This is a genomic window from Burkholderia sp. AU31652 (assembly GCF_002223155.1).
In the GTDB taxonomy this organism is placed as follows: Bacteria; Pseudomonadota; Gammaproteobacteria; order Burkholderiales; family Burkholderiaceae; genus Burkholderia.
Genome location: NZ_NKFG01000003.1, coordinates 1,031,222 through 1,047,792 on the forward strand (window position 1 = coordinate 1,031,222; position 16,571 = coordinate 1,047,792).

Annotated in this window: 17 protein-coding genes; 12 read left to right on the plus strand and 5 right to left on the minus strand. The window is 67.5% G+C overall.

Going from position 1 to position 16,571, the window contains the following annotated elements:
- Nucleotides 1-58: 58 nt before the first annotated feature.
- Complete coding sequence (locus CFB40_RS07450) at nucleotides 59-982, minus strand: LysR family transcriptional regulator (protein WP_089425137.1); 924 nt, start codon at nucleotides 980-982, stop codon at nucleotides 59-61.
- A 99-nt stretch (nucleotides 983-1,081) separates the two neighbouring features.
- Here CFB40_RS07450 and CFB40_RS07455 point away from each other — a divergent pair, with 99 nt between their 5' ends.
- From CFB40_RS07455 to CFB40_RS39000, 7 genes are all read left to right on the plus strand, one after another.
- Nucleotides 1,082-1,249, plus strand: a complete 168-nt coding sequence (locus tag CFB40_RS07455; protein WP_089425138.1) for a DUF1427 family protein — start codon at nucleotides 1,082-1,084, stop codon at nucleotides 1,247-1,249.
- A gap of 19 nt (nucleotides 1,250-1,268) precedes the next feature.
- A complete protein-coding gene (locus tag CFB40_RS07460; RefSeq protein ID WP_089430946.1) occupies nucleotides 1,269-3,161 on the plus strand; it encodes an amidohydrolase in 1,893 nt (630 codons plus the stop codon).
- A gap of 1 nt (nucleotide 3,162) precedes the next feature.
- Complete coding sequence (locus CFB40_RS07465) at nucleotides 3,163-3,615, plus strand: DoxX family protein (RefSeq protein ID WP_089425140.1); 453 nt, start codon at nucleotides 3,163-3,165, stop codon at nucleotides 3,613-3,615.
- 26 nt (nucleotides 3,616-3,641) lie between these two features.
- Complete coding sequence (locus tag CFB40_RS07470) at nucleotides 3,642-4,556, plus strand: glyoxalase (protein ID WP_089425141.1); 915 nt, start codon at nucleotides 3,642-3,644, stop codon at nucleotides 4,554-4,556.
- Nucleotides 4,553-5,251 (plus strand): YoaK family protein, encoded by a 699-nt coding sequence (locus tag CFB40_RS07475; RefSeq protein ID WP_089425142.1) that lies wholly within the window; start codon nucleotides 4,553-4,555, stop codon nucleotides 5,249-5,251. The genes CFB40_RS07470 and CFB40_RS07475 overlap by 4 nt, the downstream gene beginning before the upstream one ends.
- Complete coding sequence (locus CFB40_RS07480; RefSeq protein ID WP_089425143.1) at nucleotides 5,248-6,768, plus strand: alginate export family protein; 1,521 nt, start codon at nucleotides 5,248-5,250, stop codon at nucleotides 6,766-6,768. The genes CFB40_RS07475 and CFB40_RS07480 overlap by 4 nt, the downstream gene beginning before the upstream one ends.
- A gap of 93 nt (nucleotides 6,769-6,861) precedes the next feature.
- Nucleotides 6,862-7,323, plus strand: a complete 462-nt coding sequence (locus tag CFB40_RS39000) for a DUF3331 domain-containing protein (protein WP_373452676.1) — start codon at nucleotides 6,862-6,864, stop codon at nucleotides 7,321-7,323.
- 126 nt (nucleotides 7,324-7,449) lie between these two features.
- Here the strand turns inward: CFB40_RS39000 and CFB40_RS07490 are convergent, their stop codons facing one another.
- A complete protein-coding gene (locus CFB40_RS07490) occupies nucleotides 7,450-9,036 on the minus strand; it encodes an acid phosphatase (protein ID WP_174975609.1) in 1,587 nt (528 codons plus the stop codon).
- A gap of 221 nt (nucleotides 9,037-9,257) precedes the next feature.
- Here CFB40_RS07490 and CFB40_RS07495 point away from each other — a divergent pair, with 221 nt between their 5' ends.
- The 3 genes from CFB40_RS07495 to CFB40_RS07505 all read left to right on the plus strand — a co-directional run bounded on the left by CFB40_RS07495 (nucleotide 9,258) and on the right by CFB40_RS07505 (nucleotide 11,600).
- Entirely contained in the window at nucleotides 9,258-10,607 is a 1,350-nt protein-coding gene (locus CFB40_RS07495) for a cytochrome-c peroxidase (protein ID WP_089430949.1), read from the plus strand.
- A gap of 124 nt (nucleotides 10,608-10,731) precedes the next feature.
- Nucleotides 10,732-11,118 (plus strand): hypothetical protein, encoded by a 387-nt coding sequence (locus tag CFB40_RS07500; RefSeq protein WP_089425147.1) that lies wholly within the window; start codon nucleotides 10,732-10,734, stop codon nucleotides 11,116-11,118.
- A gap of 11 nt (nucleotides 11,119-11,129) precedes the next feature.
- Complete coding sequence (locus tag CFB40_RS07505; RefSeq protein ID WP_089431395.1) at nucleotides 11,130-11,600, plus strand: NUDIX hydrolase; 471 nt, start codon at nucleotides 11,130-11,132, stop codon at nucleotides 11,598-11,600.
- Nucleotides 11,601-11,658: 58 nt separating this feature from the next.
- Here the strand turns inward: CFB40_RS07505 and CFB40_RS07510 are convergent, their stop codons facing one another.
- Nucleotides 11,659-12,111, minus strand: a complete 453-nt coding sequence (locus tag CFB40_RS07510) for a hypothetical protein (protein ID WP_143329824.1) — start codon at nucleotides 12,109-12,111, stop codon at nucleotides 11,659-11,661.
- 136 nt (nucleotides 12,112-12,247) lie between these two features.
- Nucleotides 12,248-13,957 (minus strand): glutamine--tRNA ligase/YqeY domain fusion protein, encoded by a 1,710-nt coding sequence (locus CFB40_RS07515; RefSeq protein ID WP_089425149.1) that lies wholly within the window; start codon nucleotides 13,955-13,957, stop codon nucleotides 12,248-12,250.
- Nucleotides 13,958-14,200: 243 nt separating this feature from the next.
- Between CFB40_RS07515 and CFB40_RS07520 the strand changes: the two genes are divergently transcribed.
- On the plus strand, nucleotides 14,201-14,410 hold the full coding sequence (locus CFB40_RS07520; protein ID WP_011351716.1) for an ornithine acetyltransferase: 210 nt from the start codon (nucleotides 14,201-14,203) through the stop codon (nucleotides 14,408-14,410).
- A gap of 178 nt (nucleotides 14,411-14,588) precedes the next feature.
- Nucleotides 14,589-15,143 carry an RBBP9/YdeN family alpha/beta hydrolase gene (locus CFB40_RS07525; protein WP_089430951.1) on the plus strand — a complete coding sequence of 185 codons (555 nt, stop codon included), beginning with the start codon at nucleotides 14,589-14,591 and terminating at the stop codon, nucleotides 15,141-15,143.
- A gap of 94 nt (nucleotides 15,144-15,237) precedes the next feature.
- Here CFB40_RS07525 and CFB40_RS07530 read toward each other — a convergent pair whose 3' ends face one another.
- Nucleotides 15,238-16,458 (minus strand): CaiB/BaiF CoA transferase family protein, encoded by a 1,221-nt coding sequence (locus CFB40_RS07530; RefSeq protein ID WP_089430952.1) that lies wholly within the window; start codon nucleotides 16,456-16,458, stop codon nucleotides 15,238-15,240.
- Nucleotides 16,459-16,571: the final 113 nt, after the last annotated feature.

Sequence of the window (16,571 nt, forward strand, 5' to 3'; positions counted from 1 at the left end):
GCGGGCGCCGTATCCGATGCAAGCGGCGGCCCGCGGCGATCCGCCGGCCGCCGCCCGCTCAGGCCGCGGGCAGCGCCCACGGCGCGTGCGAGAAATGTTCGGCGAGGAAATCGAGCAGCACCGTCACGCGCGCGGCACGCAGCATGCCGGGCGGCGTCATCAGGTTGACGTTGACGTCGGCGATCCTCCAGTCATGCATGACTTCTTCGAGTACGCCGCGCTGCAGTTCGTCCCACACCAGGAACTCGGGCTGAAGCGCGAGGCCGTGGCCGGCGATCAGTGCGGGGACGATCACGTCGGCGTTGTTGGTGCGGATGCGCCCGTGCACGTTCACGCCGAAGTCGTCGCCCGAGGCCGGGTGGCGAAAACGCCAGTGCTCGGGCGTCGGCAGGTTGGTGTAGGTGAGGCACACGTGCTTCTCGATGTCACGCGGATGCGTGGGCCGGCCATGCCGGGCCAGATACGCCGGCGACGCGACGAGCGGACGGCGCACCGCACACAGGCGGCGCGAGCGCAGCGACGAATCGCTGAGCTCGGCAATCCGGATCGCGACGTCGAACCCGCCGGACACGATGTCGACGATGTGGTCGGTGAGCACGAGGTCGATATCGACGCGCGGATGGCGCTCGAGAAACGCGGGCAGCAGCGGCGACAGATGGCGCAGCCCGAACGACATCGGCGCGTTCACGCGCACGAGGCCGTGCGGTTCGAGCGCTTGCGCGGACGCCTCGCTCTCGATCAGCTCCGCATCGGCGAGCAGGCGGATCGCACGGTCGCGCAGCAGTTCGCCGGTCGGCGTGAGCGACAGCTTGCGCGACGTGCGGTACAGCAGCATCGCGCCGAGGCGCTTTTCGAGACGCGCGATCGCCTTCGAGACGGTCGGTTGCGACACGCCGAGGAGCTCGGCGGCTTTGGCGAACGAACCGAGCTCCGCGACGCGCGCGAAGATGGCCCAGGCTTCGAGATCAGGAAGGTGTTGCATGGTCGGACAGAGTGGCAGGGAAGCGAAGTGGATACGGCGGCGCAGCATGCGGCCGGCGCGATGCGGCTCATTCTAATCCGGCCGGGGAGAATAATCGTTATGGAATCTTATCTATTGTCGCTGGCGGCAGGCGTGCTGATCGGCGTCGTGTACAGCGTGATCAAGGTGCGCTCGCCGGCGCCGCCGCTCATTGCGCTGATCGGCCTCGCCGGCATGCTGATCGGCTCGCAGGCCATCGGCTCCATCCGCCACTGGCTCGGCTTCTGACCGCATCGAGGACATATTAATGAGTGCAACTGATAATCAACCGGATCTTATCCTGCACAACGGACGCATCACGACGCTCGACCGTGCGAACCCCGTTGCCACTGCGGTCGCGATCAAGGACGGCCGCTTCGTCGCGGTCGGCAGCGACGCGGAGGTCATGCCGCTCGCGGGCCGTGCGACGAAGGTGGTCGACCTCGGCTGCCGCCCGGCGCTGCCGGGCCTGACCGACAACCATTGCCACGTGATCCGTGGCGGCCTGAACTACAACATGGAGCTGCGCTGGGACGGCGTACGCTCGCTCGCGGTCGCGATGGAGATGCTCAAGCAGCAGGTTGCGATCACGCCTGCGCCGCAGTGGGTGCGCGTGGTCGGCGGCTTCACCGAACACCAGTTCGCCGAGAAGCGCCTGCCGACGATCGACGAGCTCAACGCGGTTGCGCCCGATACGCCGGTGTTCATCCTGCATTTGTACGACCGTGCGCTGCTGAACGCGGCCGCGCTGCGTGTCGTGGGTTATACGAAGGACACGCCCGAGCCGCCGGGCGGCACGATCCTGCGCGACGCCGCGGGCAATCCGACGGGCCTGCTGCTCGCGAACCCGAACGCGACGATCCTCTATGCGACGCTCGCAAAAGGCCCGAAGCTGCCGTTCGAATATCAGTACAACTCGACGCGTCACTTCATGCGTGAGCTGAACCGGCTCGGCGTGACGGGCGTGATCGATGCAGGCGGCGGCTCGCAGAATTACCCCGACGATTACGAGGTGATCCGCAAGCTGCATGACGCGGGCGAGATGACGATCCGGATCGCCTACAACCTGTTCACGCAGAAGCCGAACGCGGAGAAGGAAGACTTCGTCAACTGGACGAAGAGCAGCAAGTACCACGACGGCACCGATTACTTCCGTCACAACGGCGCAGGCGAGATGCTGGTGTTCTCGGCAGCCGACTTCGAGGATTTCCGCGTCGCGCGCCCGGATCTGCCGGCGCAGATGGAAGACGATCTCGAAGGCGTCGTGCGCGTGCTCGCGCAAAACCGCTGGCCGTGGCGCATGCATGCGACCTACGATGAAACGATCAGCCGCGCGCTCGACGTGTTCGAGAAGGTCAACCAGGACATTCCGCTCGAGGGGCTGAACTGGTTTTTCGATCACGCGGAAACGATCTCCGAGAAGTCGATGGACCGGATCGCGGCGCTGGGCGGCGGCATCGCGGTGCAGCACCGGATGGCGTACCAGGGCGAGTACTTCGTCGAGCGCTACGGCGCGCAGGCGGCCGAAGCGACGCCGCCGGTCGCGAAGATGCTGTCGAAAGGCCTCAAGGTGTCGGCCGGCACCGACGCGACGCGGGTGGCGTCGTACAACCCGTGGGTGTCGCTCGCATGGCTGGTGACGGGCAAGACGGTGGGCGGGATGCGCCTGTATCCGCAGCGCAACCTGCTCGATCGCGAGACCGCGCTGCGGATGTGGACCGAGTACGTGACGTGGTTCTCGAACGAAGAGGGCAAGAAAGGGCGCATCGCGGTCGGGCAACTGGCCGACCTGACGGTCCCGGATCGCGATTTCTTCACGTGCGCGGAGGACGATATCGTCGATACGACGGCGCTGCTGACGGTGGTGGGCGGCCGGATCGTGTGGGGGGCGGGGCCGTTCGCGTCGCACGACGCGCCGATTCCGCCGGCGATGCCGGACTGGTCGCCGGTGCGCGCCTACGGCGGCTACGGTGGCTGGGGCGCGACGCAGCGCGACGGCGCACCGCTGCAACGCGCGGCGGCTGCCGCGGCGATGTGCGGTTGCGCGAGTGCGTGCGGCCTGCACGGCCATGCGCATGCCAGCGCATGGAGCCGCGCGCTGCCGACCTCGGACGCGAAGGGCTTCTGGGGCGCATTCGGCTGCTCGTGCTGGGCGGTCTGACATGACGGCGCGCACTGCCCATGGCAACCCGGCATGGATCCGCGCGCTGCTGTCGCAGCCGTGGGTCCTGCCGCTCGCGCGTCTGGCGCTCGTTTCCGCGTTCCTCATCGGCGGCGTCAACAAGGCGATGCACTTCGGCGACGCGGTGGCCGAGCAGGCGCATTTCGGCCTGCAGCCGGCCGCGCTGTGGGCGGCGCTGGCGATCGTGGTCGAGATCGTCGGCTCGTTGTGCGTGGTGTTTCGCCGCTTCACGTGGCTCGGCGCCGGCGCGCTTGGCATGCTGACGCTGGTCGCGATGGTCGTGGCGAACGATTTCTGGAACCGCTCGGGTGCCGAACATTTCATGGCACTCAACAGCTTTTTCGAGCATCTTGGGCTGATCGCGGCCCTCGTGCTTGCGACCGTGCTCGGCGATGCACGGCAACCGGCCGATGACGGCCGCTCCATCCGATGACAATGAAACAACCAGGGAATCCCGTGATGAAATCCATTCGTTCCGTGCTGCTCGCCGCGCTGTTCGCGGGCGGTCTTGCCGTCGCACCGGTGGCGTTCGCGAAGCCGCCGGTGCCGCCGGCGGCCACGCCGACGGTGGCCGTCGGCCCGCAATACGACACGACGCACGTGTGCGTGGCGCCGGAAGACTTCGACCGCTTCACCGACAGCTTCGTCGCGACGTTCGGCGGCAAGAAGTCGAAGCAGGGCGTGTTCCAGGTCACGCCCACGCCGAGCCAGACGATGTCGCAACTGGTGCTCACGCCGGTCGGCACGGTCTCGGTGTTCGGCTTCAAGACACCGATCCCGTATCCGTTCTGCGCGGAGCGCACCGGTTATCTCGTCACCGACATGGACGTCGCGATGAAGACGGCACGCGCACACGGCGCGGACGTGATCGTCGACACGTTCCCCGATCCGATCGGCCGCGACGCGATCATCCGCTGGGCCGGCGTCCTGAACATGCAACTCTATTGGCATACCGAAGCGCCGCGCTACGACGCGCTGGAGACGGTGCCCGAGAATCGCGTGTACGTATCGCCGGAAAGCGTGCGCAAGCTGGTGCACGATTTCGTGAAGTTCTCGAACGGCAAGGTGGTATCCGACACCCTCAAGGCGCCGGGCATCGAGATCGGCCGGCCGAACGACACGTATCGCCGCATTCGCATCGAATCGGGCTTCGGCAAGATGACCGTGCTCGTGACCGACGGCCACCTGCCTTACCCGTTCGGCCGCGAAATGACCGGTTACGAAGTGCACGATCTCGCCGCGACGCTGGAGAAGGCCAAGGCAGCCGGCGTGACCGTGCTCGTGCCGCCGTTCACGTCGGACGGCCGTGACGCGGCGCTCGTGCAGTTCCCGGGCGGCTACGTCGCCGAGATCCACGCGAGCGCCGCGCGATGAAGCACGAGGACACGATCCTTGCCGCGGTGGCCGGCTTCGTCGACACGCTGAGCTTCGTCGCGCTGTTCGGGCTGTTCACCGCGCACGTGACCGGCAACTTCGTGCTGATCGGCGCGGGCATCGCGGGCTTCGGCCAGGGTGTCGTGCTGAAGCTCAGCGTGTTTCCCGCGTTCGTCTGCGGCGTGATCGCGAGCAGCCTGATCGCGCGGTCGATGTCCGGGCGGCCCGCCTGGCAGGGCACGCGCACGCTGCATGCGGTGCAGGCCGTGCTGCTGCTCGGCTTCTGCGCGGCCGGCGTATGGGCGACGCCCGTCACGCAGCCCGACAGCCTGCCGGCACTCGTGGCCGGCATCGTCGGCACGTTCGCGATGGGCGTGCAGAACGCGCATCCGCGCGTGATTGCGCGCGCCGGCGGCGTGCCGAACACGGTGATGACCGGCAACGTGACGCAGGCGATCCTCGACGTCGTCGACATGCTTTCCGCCGGCACCGCCGAGGCCGCGCGCGCGGCGGCGCGGGCGCGCTTCGGCAAGATGCTGCCGGCGATCGTGGCGTTCGCGCTCGGTGCCGCATGCGGCGCGCTCGGGTTCCGCTTCGTCGGGTTTTTCGCGCTGCTCGCGCCGGTCGGCGCGCTCGCGACGCTTGCCCTGTGCGCGGCACAAACGGCGGGGACGACCACACAGGAGCGCGCATGATCGAGCGGGGAGGGGGGAGACATCACGGCCAGCACGCCGCACGGGCCGCGCGCGCGTCGATCGTCGCGGGGCTGCTGTTCGCGGGCGCCGACGCGGCATGCGCGCAAACGGCGCCGGCATCGACGCCGGCTTCCACGCCGGTGCAGGAGCCGGCGCCGGCCGCGTCATCGGCAACGCCAACCGCCGCTGCCGCATCGACCTGCACGGCCAAGCGCCCCGTGGTGCTGTTCAACCGCTGGCAGGAGGACTGGTCGGTGCTCGCGAATCCGTGCGTGCCTCGCGCACCCCTCGACGGCCTGAAATATCTTCCGCTCGGCAACGATCCGGCCTCCTATCTGTCGCTCGGCGTGAACCTGCGCGAGCGTCTCGAGACCAATGACGCGCCGCTGTTCGGCATCGGTTCCGCGCAATCGGATACGTACCTGATCCAGCGCATCGAAGTGCATGCCGATGCGCATCTCGGCCAGCACTGGCAGTTCTTCGTGCAGTTGCAGGACGCCCGCGCGTTCGGCAAGAACACCGTGTCGCCGGTCGACAAGAACCCGCTCGATCTCGAGCAGGCGTTCGCGACCTACACGGGCGCGCTCGGCGGCGGCACGTTCAAGTTCCGCGTCGGCCGGCAGGAGATGGCGTTCGACTTGCAGCGGTTCATCGCCACGCGCGACGGCCCGAACGTACGGCAGGCGTTCGATGCGGTCTGGGCCGTTTACGAGTACCAGAAATGGCGCTTCATCGGCTATGCGACCCAGCCGGTGCAGAACCGCAACGCGTCCGATTTCGACGACGTGTCGAATCGCGACCTCACGTTCAGCGGCGTGCGCTTCGAGCGGCAGTCGGTCGGGCCGGGCGACCTGTCCGGCTACTGGTCGCGCTACAACCGCAACAACGCACGGTTCCTCGACGCGAGCGGTCCCGAGCATCGCGACGTGTGGGACGTGCGCTACACGGGCACGCTGGGGCGCTTCGATTGGGATCTCGAAACGATGCTGCAGACCGGCACGGTCGGCAACGCGACGATCGGGGCGTGGGCCGTGGGGTCGATCGCCGGCTACAAGCTCGATGCGCCGTGGTCGCCGCGCATCGCGCTGCAGGTCGACGCGGCGTCGGGCGACCGGCATCCGCACGACGGCCGTGTGAGCACCTTCAACCCGCTGTTTCCGAACGGCTATTACTTCACGCTGGCTGGCTATACGAGTTACGCGAACCTGATTCACGTGAAGCCGTCCGTGACGCTGAAGCCGTCGGCGAACCTGTCGCTGCTCGGTGCGCTCGGCTTCCAGTGGCGCGAGACGACCGGCGACGCCGTCTATCAGCAGCCGAACATCCCGGTGCCGGGCACGGCGGGCAAGGGCGGGTTGTGGACCGGGATGTACGTGCAGCTGCGCGCGGACTGGACGATCGCCGCGAACCTGATCGGTGCGATCGAGGCCGTGCATTTCCAGGTCGGCGATGCGATCCGCCAGGCGGGCGGGCATAACGCCGACTATGTCGGCGTCGAGCTGAAGTATGGGTGGTAGCACGCGCGGCGCTGCGCGTGCGCTGGCGAAGCGTTGCCCGATGCGTGGTGCCGGATGAATGCGCGTGTGCAGGTGCTCGCGTATTCGGACGAGATGCTGATCGTGCGCTGGCTCGCGCCGGGCGGCGCGGAACAGCGCTGGGCGCCGGCGCGTGCGCTGCGCTCGGGCCACTGCGCGCTGTCCGGCGAGAAGATCGTCTGCGGCGACGCCGTGTTCAGCCCGCGCGGGCGGGCGCCATTCGAATCGAAAGCGATGATCCTGGCGGCGGCGCTCGACCGTCCGCGCGTGTCGACGGTTCGCCCGCACGTCCAGGTGCTCGAGCGCTCGGCGCAGCTGCTGGTCGTGCGCTGGGTCGAGCCGGGGCGTGCGCATTTCGGCGAGCAGCACTGGAAACCGGGGCGCGCACGGCAGGCCGGTGTCTGCGTGCTGTCGGGCGCGCGGATCGCGTGCGGGGACGACGTGTTCCGCCCGAGTGGGCGCCCGACGCCGCCGAATGCGCGCGCGATGATCCTGGCCATCGCACTCGATACCGCCGGGCTGAAGCACGGCGGGTGATGCGACGCGCACGTGCCGATGTTCGCATGGGTGCGTTTGCGCCATGACACAGGGCGGCCGAAGCCGCCCTGTGTCATGAGGTGGCCGGCATCGCGCCGGCCGGTTCATTGCAGAGCCGCCAGGCCGTTACAGGTTCGGCGACAGTTGCAGCGCGTTCGTCAGGTCGCCCATCGGCTGCCCGCCGTTGGCCTTCAGCGCGTCGTCGCGCTGTTGCAGGCCCGCGAGGCGCGGCAGCGAGAAGCGGCGCGTGATGAAGCGCAGGATCGAACCCGTGTCGTACTGCGTGTGGTCGACGAAGCCCTTCTTCGCGTACGGCGACACGATCAGCGCCGGAATGCGGGTGCCCGGGCCCCAGCGGTCGGCATTCGGCGGCGCGGCATGATCCCAGAAGCCGCCGTTTTCGTCGTACGTGACGACCACGACCATGTTCTTCCACTGCGGGCTTGCCTGCAGGTGCGCGATCACGTCGGCGATGTGCTGGTCGCCGGAGGTGACGTCGGTGTAGCCCGGGTGCTCGTTCAGGTTGCCTTGCGGCTTGTAGAACGCGACCTGCGGCAGCGTGCCCGCGTCGATCGCCTTGATGAACTCGGCGCCGTTCGCGCCGCCGTCGAGCAGGTGCTGCGCGCGGCTCGCGGTGCCCGGCGCCTGGTTCGCGAAGTAGTTGAACGGCTGGTGGTGCGGCTGGAAGTTCGGCGTCGACAGATCGGCACCGTAGATCACGTTCGACGTGCCGTTCTGGCTCGCCTGCAGCGCCTGGCCCCACGCGCCGCCGTACCATGCCCACGACACGCCCGCATTGGTCATCAGGTCGCCGATGTTGGTCGCAGTCTGCGGCGGCATCGTCGACGGGTTGGCCGGGTCGGCGAGCAGCGGATCGCCGCCCGTGGCCGCCTTGTTGCCGCTCGGCTGGTACGCCGGCTGCATCGTGTTGATGCCGTAGAAGTCAGGCGTCAGCGCGCCGTCGTTGACGAACTTGGGCGGCCCGCTCAGCGCGGAGGCCGGCGAGTTCGCGGCGACCTTCAGCGACTTGCCGTCGGCGTTCAGGACTGCGATCTTGCCGGCCGCCGGGCTCTTGTCCGCGTTCGCATAGAACGGCGCGCACGCGCAGATCAGGTACTGGTGGTTCAGGAACGAGCCGCCGAACGCACCCATGAAGAAGTTGTCGGCCAGCACGTACTGCTGCGCGACCTTCCACAGCGGCAGCTTCGACGGATCGGCGGTGTAGTGGCCCATCGTCAGGCCGCCCGCATCGGTCCACGCGGCATACATGTCGTTCTTGCCGCCGTTGATCTGCATCTGGTCCTGGTAGAAGCGATGCACGATGTCGCGCGTCGCGATGCTCATCGACTGGTTGAAGCCTTTCGGATCGTCGATCGCGAACGGCGTGTTCGGCAGGTTTGCCGTCATCGCCTCGGTCACCGCCGGCGTGATGCCGGTCGCGGTCAGGCCGCCCCAGATCTTCGGCAGTGTCGCCATCGTCGAGCCGTCGCGATCCTTTTGCACCGAGTTCGCGGCCGTTGCGTTCTGCAGGCCGTTCGCGCCGGGGAAGTTGCCATACAGGTTGTCGAAGCTGCGGTTTTCCGCATAGATCACGACAACGTTCTTGACGGCCGACAGGCCTTGCTGCGTGACATCGTCGCCGCCGCAGGCGGTCAGGCTGAGCGCGGCCGCGAGGGCGATCGGCGTATAGCGAATCCAGGCGTGCTTCTTCATGCGATGTTCTCTCTTTCGTCGTTTGTCGCGTGTGGGAACCGGGTTGATGTACGGCCGGTGCGGGCACTGCGAGGCACCGACCGGTTGCGCGCATTATCTGGAACCGATTTGACAGGCGGGTGTAGGGCCGCTTTCAATTGACTGTCGGTGGAACGTCATGCAACGGTCATGGAACTGACATAAGCTCCGGCCGATTGCCCACCGCTACAAGAAGAACGACGATGCACAGCCTTCTGAAACCCGTCGCGTTCGCGCGATCGTTGACCCCTGCCGCGGCCGCGCTTGCGCTGGCCGCCGGGCTCGCGGCGCTCGCCGGCTGCGATGCGCGGCCCGGCGCGACTACGTCGGCCGCGTCCGTCGTGCCGGCGGCGCAAGCGGCCCCGGCCGCTCCCGCGGTCGCGCCGGCCAGCCAGCCGCAGACGCGCGCGCAGGTATTCGAGGGCGTCAAGCAGATGACGGCGCTCGGCAAGCAGCTGTTCTTCGATCCTTCGCTGTCGGGCTCCGGCAAGCTCGCGTGCGCGTCGTGCCATAGCGCCGAGCATGCGTTCGGGCCGCCGAACGCGCTGTCGGTGCAGCTCGGCGGCGACGACATGCACCGCACGGGCTTTCGCGCGGTGCCGTCGCTGAAGTACCTGCGCGGCATCCCGCCGTTCAGCGAGCACTTCCACGATTCGCCGGACGAAGGTGACGAAAGCATCGACGCGGGTCCGACCGGCGGGCTGACCTGGGACGGCCGCGTCGATACGCGCGATGCGCAGGCGCGCATTCCGCTCACGTCGCCGTTCGAGATGAGCAGCTCGCCGGCGAGGGTCGCGCAGGCGGTTCGCGCCGCACCTTATGCGGACGCGTTCCGCAACGCGTTCGGCGCTCAGGTGCTCGGCAACGACCAGGCGACCTTCGACGCGGTGCTGCGCGCGCTCGACGCCTTCCAGCAACAGCCGGCGCTGTTCGATCCGTACACGAGCAAGTACGACGCGTACCTGGCCGGCCATGCGCAGCTCACGCCCGCGGAACTGCGCGGGCTGCAGCTGTTCAACGATGAGAAGAAGGGCAACTGCGCGAGTTGCCACATCAGCCAGCGCACGCTCGAAGGCGGCCCGCCGCAGTTCAGCGATTTCGGGCTGATCGCGGTCGCGGTGCCGCGCAACCGCGCGCTGCCCGTCAATCGCGACCCGCGCTTCTACGATCTCGGCGCCTGCGGCCCCGAGCGCACCGACCTGAAGGGCCGCGACGAATTCTGCGGGTTGTTCCGCACGCCGTCGCTGCGCAACGTCGCGCTGCGCAAGACGTTCTTCCACAACGGCGTGTATCACTCGCTGGAGGACGTGATGCGCTTCTACGTCGAACGCGACATCCATCCGGAGAAGTTCTATCCGGTCGTGCACGGCAAGGTGCAGATCTACGACGATTTGCCGAAGCGCTACTGGCCGAACATCAACCGCGAGCCGCCGTTCGACCGCAAGCGCGGCGACCAGCCGGCGCTGAACGCGGCCGAGATCAAGGACGTGATCGCGTTCCTCGGCACGCTGACTGACGGATATCAGCAAACGGCCGCACCGGCCAAGCCGTAGGGGCATTCATTACGGCACGCATGCTATGCTCGCTCGCTGACGGGCGTGGTGCGTACCGGATGGCCGGCCCCCGGTTCGCCGGTATGCACCACGCCGTTCGATCGAACATCCAAGGAGAAAAAACATGTCGATGCGTGCATCCCTTTCCGTCGTCACGCGCGTGCTGGCCGGCGCCGCGTGCGCAGCCGCGATGCTGCCCGCCCATGCACAGAACAACCTGAACTTCCTGAACGACACGCCGATCAGCTATTTCAGCAAGACCGACCGCGCGTCGCTGTCGAAGGCGGTCGTGCAGGTGCGCGACGAAGGCAAGGACGGCGAGACCACGACGTGGCAGAGCAGCGGCCGCGGCACGCAGATCGATGCGAAGCTCACGCCGAGCACGACCGAGACGGACGGCAAGACCTGCCGCGAAATCGCGACCGAAATCACCGCGAAGGGCCAGACGATGACGCTCAAGCCCGTCTATTGCAAGACGGCCGCGGGCAAGTGGCAGCTGCAGAAGCGCTGAGCACGCGCGTGATGAAGCGGGGCGCCGCGCCGCGCACGGTGTCGTGCGGCGTCGTGATCCTCGATGCGGCCGGCCGCGTGTTCCTCGCGCACGCGACCGATACCACGCACTGGGACATCCCGAAGGGGCAGGGCGAGCCGGGCGAGACGCCGGCCGACGCGGCGCTGCGTGAACTGCTCGAGGAAACCGGCATCGTGATCGGCGCCGAGCGGCTGCTCGATCTTGGCCGCTTCGCGTACCGGCACGACAAGGATCTGCACCTGTTCGCGGTGCGCGTGGCCGACGACGAAGTCGATCTCGCGCACTGTACGTGCACGTCGCTGTTTCCGAGCCGCCGCGACGGCTCGATGATTCCCGAGATGGATGCGTATCGCTGGACCCCGCCCGGCGACATCGACGCGTATGCGAGCCGCAGCCTCGCGCGGCTGTTTCGCACGAAGCTGTCGCTCGCGGACTTGCATCGGCGGTTGATGGGTCCGTGACCTCGGCATGCATAAAAAAACCGGCGAAAGCCGGTTTTTTCGTTCATCCAATTCGTCGTCAATGGGTCACGATGGTCCATCGGTCCGTGTCGCGATGCTGGTCGAGCCCGATCGCTTCGAATTCATCGCGCGCCTCGCCTTTGGCGACGCCGAGATAGCGAAGCGCTTCGTTGATCGCATGGTCCGACACGACGAGCGGGCTAGCCGCACGGCCATCCGAAAAGAGCACATGTGCCTGGCAGCCGCTGCCGCCAAAGAATTCGGCTTCGATATAGGCGAGTGCAAATTGCACACTCAATTGTTGGCACAGCGATAGAAGTGCGGGCGGCAGCACCGTACCGTCGCCGTCCGTAAACGGACAGAACGGGATGTCGTGAGCCTTCCGGAATGCAGTGTGGAGCGGGATCATGTCGATGTCACCGCGCAGGCGAACGACGTGCAGCCCTTGCGGCAATGGCGCGGACGAAAACGCGCCGGATCTGGCGACAATGGCCTGAAGCGAATATGCCACGGTAACGGTTCCTGACATGGAGTCCGGGGAAGGCTGCCCCGACGATCGGTCAATCGGGCTACGCATCGGTGCAGCCGTTGACCGCGAATGACGATCTGACCGGGCGCGTGCGTTCGGCACTGCGCCCGACCAACCGTCAAGCCGGCTTGCCCCAGCTGTCGCGCAGCCCGACGATCCGGTTGAACACCGGCTTGCCCGGCTTCGAATCGACCCGATCGGCGACGAAGTAGCCGTGACGCTCGAACTGCAGGCGCGTCTCCGGTGCGATGTCGTCATTGCCCGGTTCGATGTAGGCCTGCACGATCTTCTTCGAGTCGGGATTCAGCGCCTCGAGGAAGTTCGCGCCGCCCGCGTCCGGATGCGGCTCCTTGAACAGGCGGTCGTAGATCCGCACTTCGGCCGGCTGCGCATGCTTCGCGCTCACCCAGTGGATGTTGCCCTTGACCTTGTACGTGTTCGCGCCTTCGGTGCCCGACTTGCTGTCCGGGAAGTAGTTGCAGTGCACGGCCGTCACGTTGCCGTCGGCGTCCTTGTCGAAGCCCGTGCATTCGATCACGTAGCCGTAGCGCAGGCGCACCTTGTTGCCCGGGAACAGGCGGAAATAGCCCTTCGGCGGGTTCTCGACGAAGTCCTCGCGCTCGATCCACAGCTCGCGCGAGATCGGGAACGTGCGCACGCCGCGATCCGGGTGGTGCGGGTGCACGGGCGCCGTGCACGCTTCCTCGAGGTCTTCCGGGTAGTTGTCGATCACGAGCTTCAGCGGATCGAGCACGGCGACGGTACGCGCCGCCTTGTCGTCGAGGTCGTCGCGCAGCGCGCCTTCGAAGATGCTCATGTCGATCCACGAGTCGATCTTCGTCACGCCGATCCGCTCGCAGAACAGGTGGATGCTCTCCGGCGTGAAGCCGCGGCGGCGCACGCCGACGATCGTCGGCATCCGCGGGTCGTCCCAGCCGTCGACGTGGCCTTCGGTCACGAGCTGCAGCAGCTTGCGCTTGCTGGTGATCGCGTACGTGAGGTTCAGTCGCGAGAATTCGATCTGTTGCGGCAGCGGGCGCGTGAACATGCCGGCTTCCGCGAGTTCGTTCAGCACCCAGTCGTACAGCGGGCGGTGATCCTCGAATTCGAGCGTGCACAGCGAATGCGTGATGCCTTCGAGCGCATCCGAGATGCAGTGCGTGTAGTCGTACATCGGATACACGCACCATGCGTCGCCGGTGCGGTAGTGGTGCGCGTAGCGGATCCGGTAGATCACCGGGTCGCGCATGTTCATGTTCGGCGAAGCCATGTCGATCTTCGCGCGCAGCACGTGCTCGCCTTCCTTGAACTCGCCGGCCTTCATGCGGCGGAACAGGTCGAGGTTTTCTGCCGGCGTGCGATCGCGGAACGGCGACGGCTTGCCGCCTTCCGTCAGCGAGCCGCGGTTCGCGCGCATTTCATCGGCGCTCTGGCTGTCGACATAGGCCTTGCCGCGCTGGATCAGCAGCTCGGCGAACTCGTACAGCTTGTCGTAGTAGTCGCTCGCGAAGTACTGGTGATCGACCGCGTCCTTGCGCCAGTCGAAGCCGAGCCAGCGCACCGCGTCGACGATCGAGTCGACGTACTCGACGCTTTCCTTTTCCGGGTTCGTATCGTCGAAGCGCAGGTGGCACACGCCACCGTAGTCGCGCGCGACGCTGAAGTTCAGGCAGATGCTCTTGGCATGGCCGATGTGCAGATAGCCGTTCGGCTCGGGCGGAAAGCGCGTCTCGACGCGGCCGCCCCATTTGCCGGTGCGGTTGTCGTCGTCGATGATGTTGCGGATGAAATTGGAAGCCGCGGGGGCGTCGTTGCGTTCGGTGCTCATGCGGATGGCGTCAGGTTGTGTCGGCGCGTCGCGCCGGTTTAATCCTGTGATTCTACCTGACCGGGGTCCGTCCCGCGCGGCTTGCGGCATGACGGGGGCGGGTTTCGACCGATTATCTCGATATTGTGTCGGCTGTAACACGACGTAAATCGGATTGCCCGTGCCGTTTGGCGTTGCCTATGATGGCTTCACCAAATCAATGCCGCCGTTCGGGATGCCGCGCGGCGGGAGGACAAAAAAATCATGATGAAGAAGACCACGTTTATCGTTCGTACCGCCGTGATCGTCGCGGCCCTGTCGCAACTCGGCGCGTGCGCCATGACGCATACGCAGCGCAATGCCGGTATCGGCGCAGCCGCCGGCGGCGCGCTCGGCTACCTGGTCACGGGCGGCCCGCTCGGCACGGTCGCCGGCGCCGCGGCAGGCGGCATCGTCGGCGCGAACGTGCGCTGACCGATGACATGACGCGAGCCGCCTGCACGGCGGCTCGACGTCCGGTCGCGACGCTGCGCTCGACGCGTCCCGACCCCACGCACATCCTTCCGGTATCAGACAGGCAGCATCAGGGAGGAACGGGTGTGCGACACTGCGCCGACGCACCATAACGATTTCACCCGTCGACGCACTTTCCATGAGCCGATTCCCCGTTCTCGTCCTGCCGGGCTACGCCAATTCGGGCCCGCTTCACTGGCAGAGCCGCTGGGAGCGTGCCGATGCACGCTTCTCGCGCGTCGCGATGCCCGACTGGGACCGCGCGTTCCGCAACGGCTGGTGTCTCGCGCTCGATCGGGCGGTCGAGGCCGCGCGCGGGCCGGTGCTGATTGCCGGTCATAGCCTCGGTACGCTGACCACCGCGTGGTGGGCGACGCGCTATGCGCGCCCGGCCGCGCTCGCCAAAGTGCGCGGCGCGCTGCTCGTCGCGTTGCCCGATCCCGACGGTCCCGCGTTTCCGGCCGACGCGCACGGCTTCGGGCCGGTGCCGTATGAACGGCTGCCGTTTCCGACCTGCGTCGTCGCCAGCAGCGACGATCCGTATGGCTCGCTCGCGTTCGCCCGAACCTGCGCGAATGCATGGGGCAGCGCCTTCCACGACATCGGCCCGCGCGGCCACATCAACGCGGACAGCGGGCTCGGCGACTGGCCCGAAGCGTGCGGCTGGCTCGACGCGCTCGCCAATCGCGATTGAAAGATCGATTCACCGCTCGATGGATCGCGCGGGGCGGGGCGGCGGTTGAGGCCGCTGCCACGCCGGCCGTCCGCACCCGCACCACCTGCCGCGTTCAGATCGCCTGTTTCGCCCGCAGCGCGGCGATCTTCGCGTCGTCGTAGCCGAGCATGTCGCGCAGCACGTCGTCGGTCTGCGCGCCGAGCAGCGGCGGGGCCGTGCGTGCTTCGGGCGGCGTCGCGCTCATCCGGATCGGGTTGCGCACGAGCTTCGCGTCCGCGCCGCACGGGTGCGGCAGCGACACCTGCATCCCGCGCGCGACCACCTGCTCGTTGTCGAACACCTCGTCGAGATCGTTGATCGGGCCGCACGGCACGCCGGCTGCTTCGAGCGCACCGATCCAGTCGGCCTTGTCGCGCGCCTTCACCATTTCCGCGAGGATCGGCACCAGCGTGTCGCGATGGCGCACGCGCGACGGGTTCGTCGCGAAACGCTCGTCGTCCGCCAGCTCGGGCCGGCCGCCGGCCTCGACGAACTTGCGGAACTGCCCGTCGTTGCCGACCGCGACGATGATCCAGCCGTCGCTGGTCTGGAACGTCTGGTACGGCACGATGTTCGGATGCGCGTTGCCCCAGCGCACCGGCGGCTTGCCGCTCGCGAGGAAGTTGGTGTTCATGTTCGCGAGCAGCGCGACCTGCACGTCGAGCAGCGCCATGTCGATGTACTGGCCTTCGCCGGTCCGGTCGCGGTGCGCGAGCGCGGCGAGCACCGCGATCGTCGAGTAGAGGCCGGTCGCGAGGTCGGCGATCGCGACGCCGGCCTTCTGCGGGCCGCCGCCCGGCTCGCCGTCGCGCTCGCCGGTGATGCTCATGAAGCCGCCGATCCCCTGGATGATGAAGTCGTAGCCCGCGCGGTGCGCGTACGGGCCGGTCTGGCCGAACCCGGTGACCGAGCAGTAGACGAGGTCGGGCTTCACCGCGCGCAGCGAATCGTAGTCGAGCCCGTATTTCTTCAGCTGGCCGACCTTGTAGTTCTCGAGCACGACGTCGCTCTGCGCGGCGAGCTCGCGCACGATCTGCTGGCCTTCGGGCGTCGCGATGTCGACCGTCACCGAGCGCTTGTTGCGGTTCGCCGCGAGGTAGTACGCGGCCTCGGCGGTATCCGCGCCGTCCGCGTCCTTCAGGTACGGCGGCCCCCAGTGGCGCGTGTCGTCGCCGGCGCCGGGGCGCTCGACCTTGATCACGTCCGCGCCGAAATCGGCAAGCGTCTGCGCGCACCACGGGCCCGCGAGCACGCGGGTGAGGTCCAGCACGCGGATATGGCTCAGGGCACCCATCGTCGAATCGTCTCCTTTCATGGCTCGCCTTGTCGGGCAGGGCCGGTTGGCATGCCGAGCATCTTAAGGCGAATCGGCTGCGGCAGTGGCCCGGCGCGCTCGTCCGCGGAGGC

What these genes read in the sequence shown, in the direction of transcription:
- CFB40_RS07450 (WP_089425137.1), bottom strand. Translation starts at nt 982, where the DNA reads ATGCAACACCTTCCTGATCTCGAAGCCTGGGCCATCTTCGCGCGCGTC.
- CFB40_RS07455 (WP_089425138.1), top strand. Translation starts at nt 1,082, where the DNA reads ATGGAATCTTATCTATTGTCGCTGGCGGCAGGCGTGCTGATCGGCGTC.
- CFB40_RS07460 (WP_089430946.1), top strand. Translation starts at nt 1,269, where the DNA reads ATGAGTGCAACTGATAATCAACCGGATCTTATCCTGCACAACGGACGC.
- CFB40_RS07465 (WP_089425140.1), top strand. Translation starts at nt 3,163, where the DNA reads ATGACGGCGCGCACTGCCCATGGCAACCCGGCATGGATCCGCGCGCTG.
- CFB40_RS07470 (WP_089425141.1), top strand. Translation starts at nt 3,642, where the DNA reads ATGAAATCCATTCGTTCCGTGCTGCTCGCCGCGCTGTTCGCGGGCGGT.
- CFB40_RS07475 (WP_089425142.1), top strand. Translation starts at nt 4,553, where the DNA reads ATGAAGCACGAGGACACGATCCTTGCCGCGGTGGCCGGCTTCGTCGAC.
- CFB40_RS07480 (WP_089425143.1), top strand. Translation starts at nt 5,248, where the DNA reads ATGATCGAGCGGGGAGGGGGGAGACATCACGGCCAGCACGCCGCACGG.
- CFB40_RS39000 (WP_373452676.1), top strand. Translation starts at nt 6,862, where the DNA reads ATGCTGATCGTGCGCTGGCTCGCGCCGGGCGGCGCGGAACAGCGCTGG.
- CFB40_RS07490 (WP_174975609.1), bottom strand. Translation starts at nt 9,036, where the DNA reads ATGAAGAAGCACGCCTGGATTCGCTATACGCCGATCGCCCTCGCGGCC.
- CFB40_RS07495 (WP_089430949.1), top strand. Translation starts at nt 9,258, where the DNA reads ATGCACAGCCTTCTGAAACCCGTCGCGTTCGCGCGATCGTTGACCCCT.
- CFB40_RS07500 (WP_089425147.1), top strand. Translation starts at nt 10,732, where the DNA reads ATGTCGATGCGTGCATCCCTTTCCGTCGTCACGCGCGTGCTGGCCGGC.
- CFB40_RS07505 (WP_089431395.1), top strand. Translation starts at nt 11,130, where the DNA reads ATGAAGCGGGGCGCCGCGCCGCGCACGGTGTCGTGCGGCGTCGTGATC.
- CFB40_RS07515 (WP_089425149.1), bottom strand. Translation starts at nt 13,957, where the DNA reads ATGAGCACCGAACGCAACGACGCCCCCGCGGCTTCCAATTTCATCCGC.
- CFB40_RS07520 (WP_011351716.1), top strand. Translation starts at nt 14,201, where the DNA reads ATGATGAAGAAGACCACGTTTATCGTTCGTACCGCCGTGATCGTCGCG.
- CFB40_RS07525 (WP_089430951.1), top strand. Translation starts at nt 14,589, where the DNA reads ATGAGCCGATTCCCCGTTCTCGTCCTGCCGGGCTACGCCAATTCGGGC.
- CFB40_RS07530 (WP_089430952.1), bottom strand. Translation starts at nt 16,458, where the DNA reads ATGGGTGCCCTGAGCCATATCCGCGTGCTGGACCTCACCCGCGTGCTC.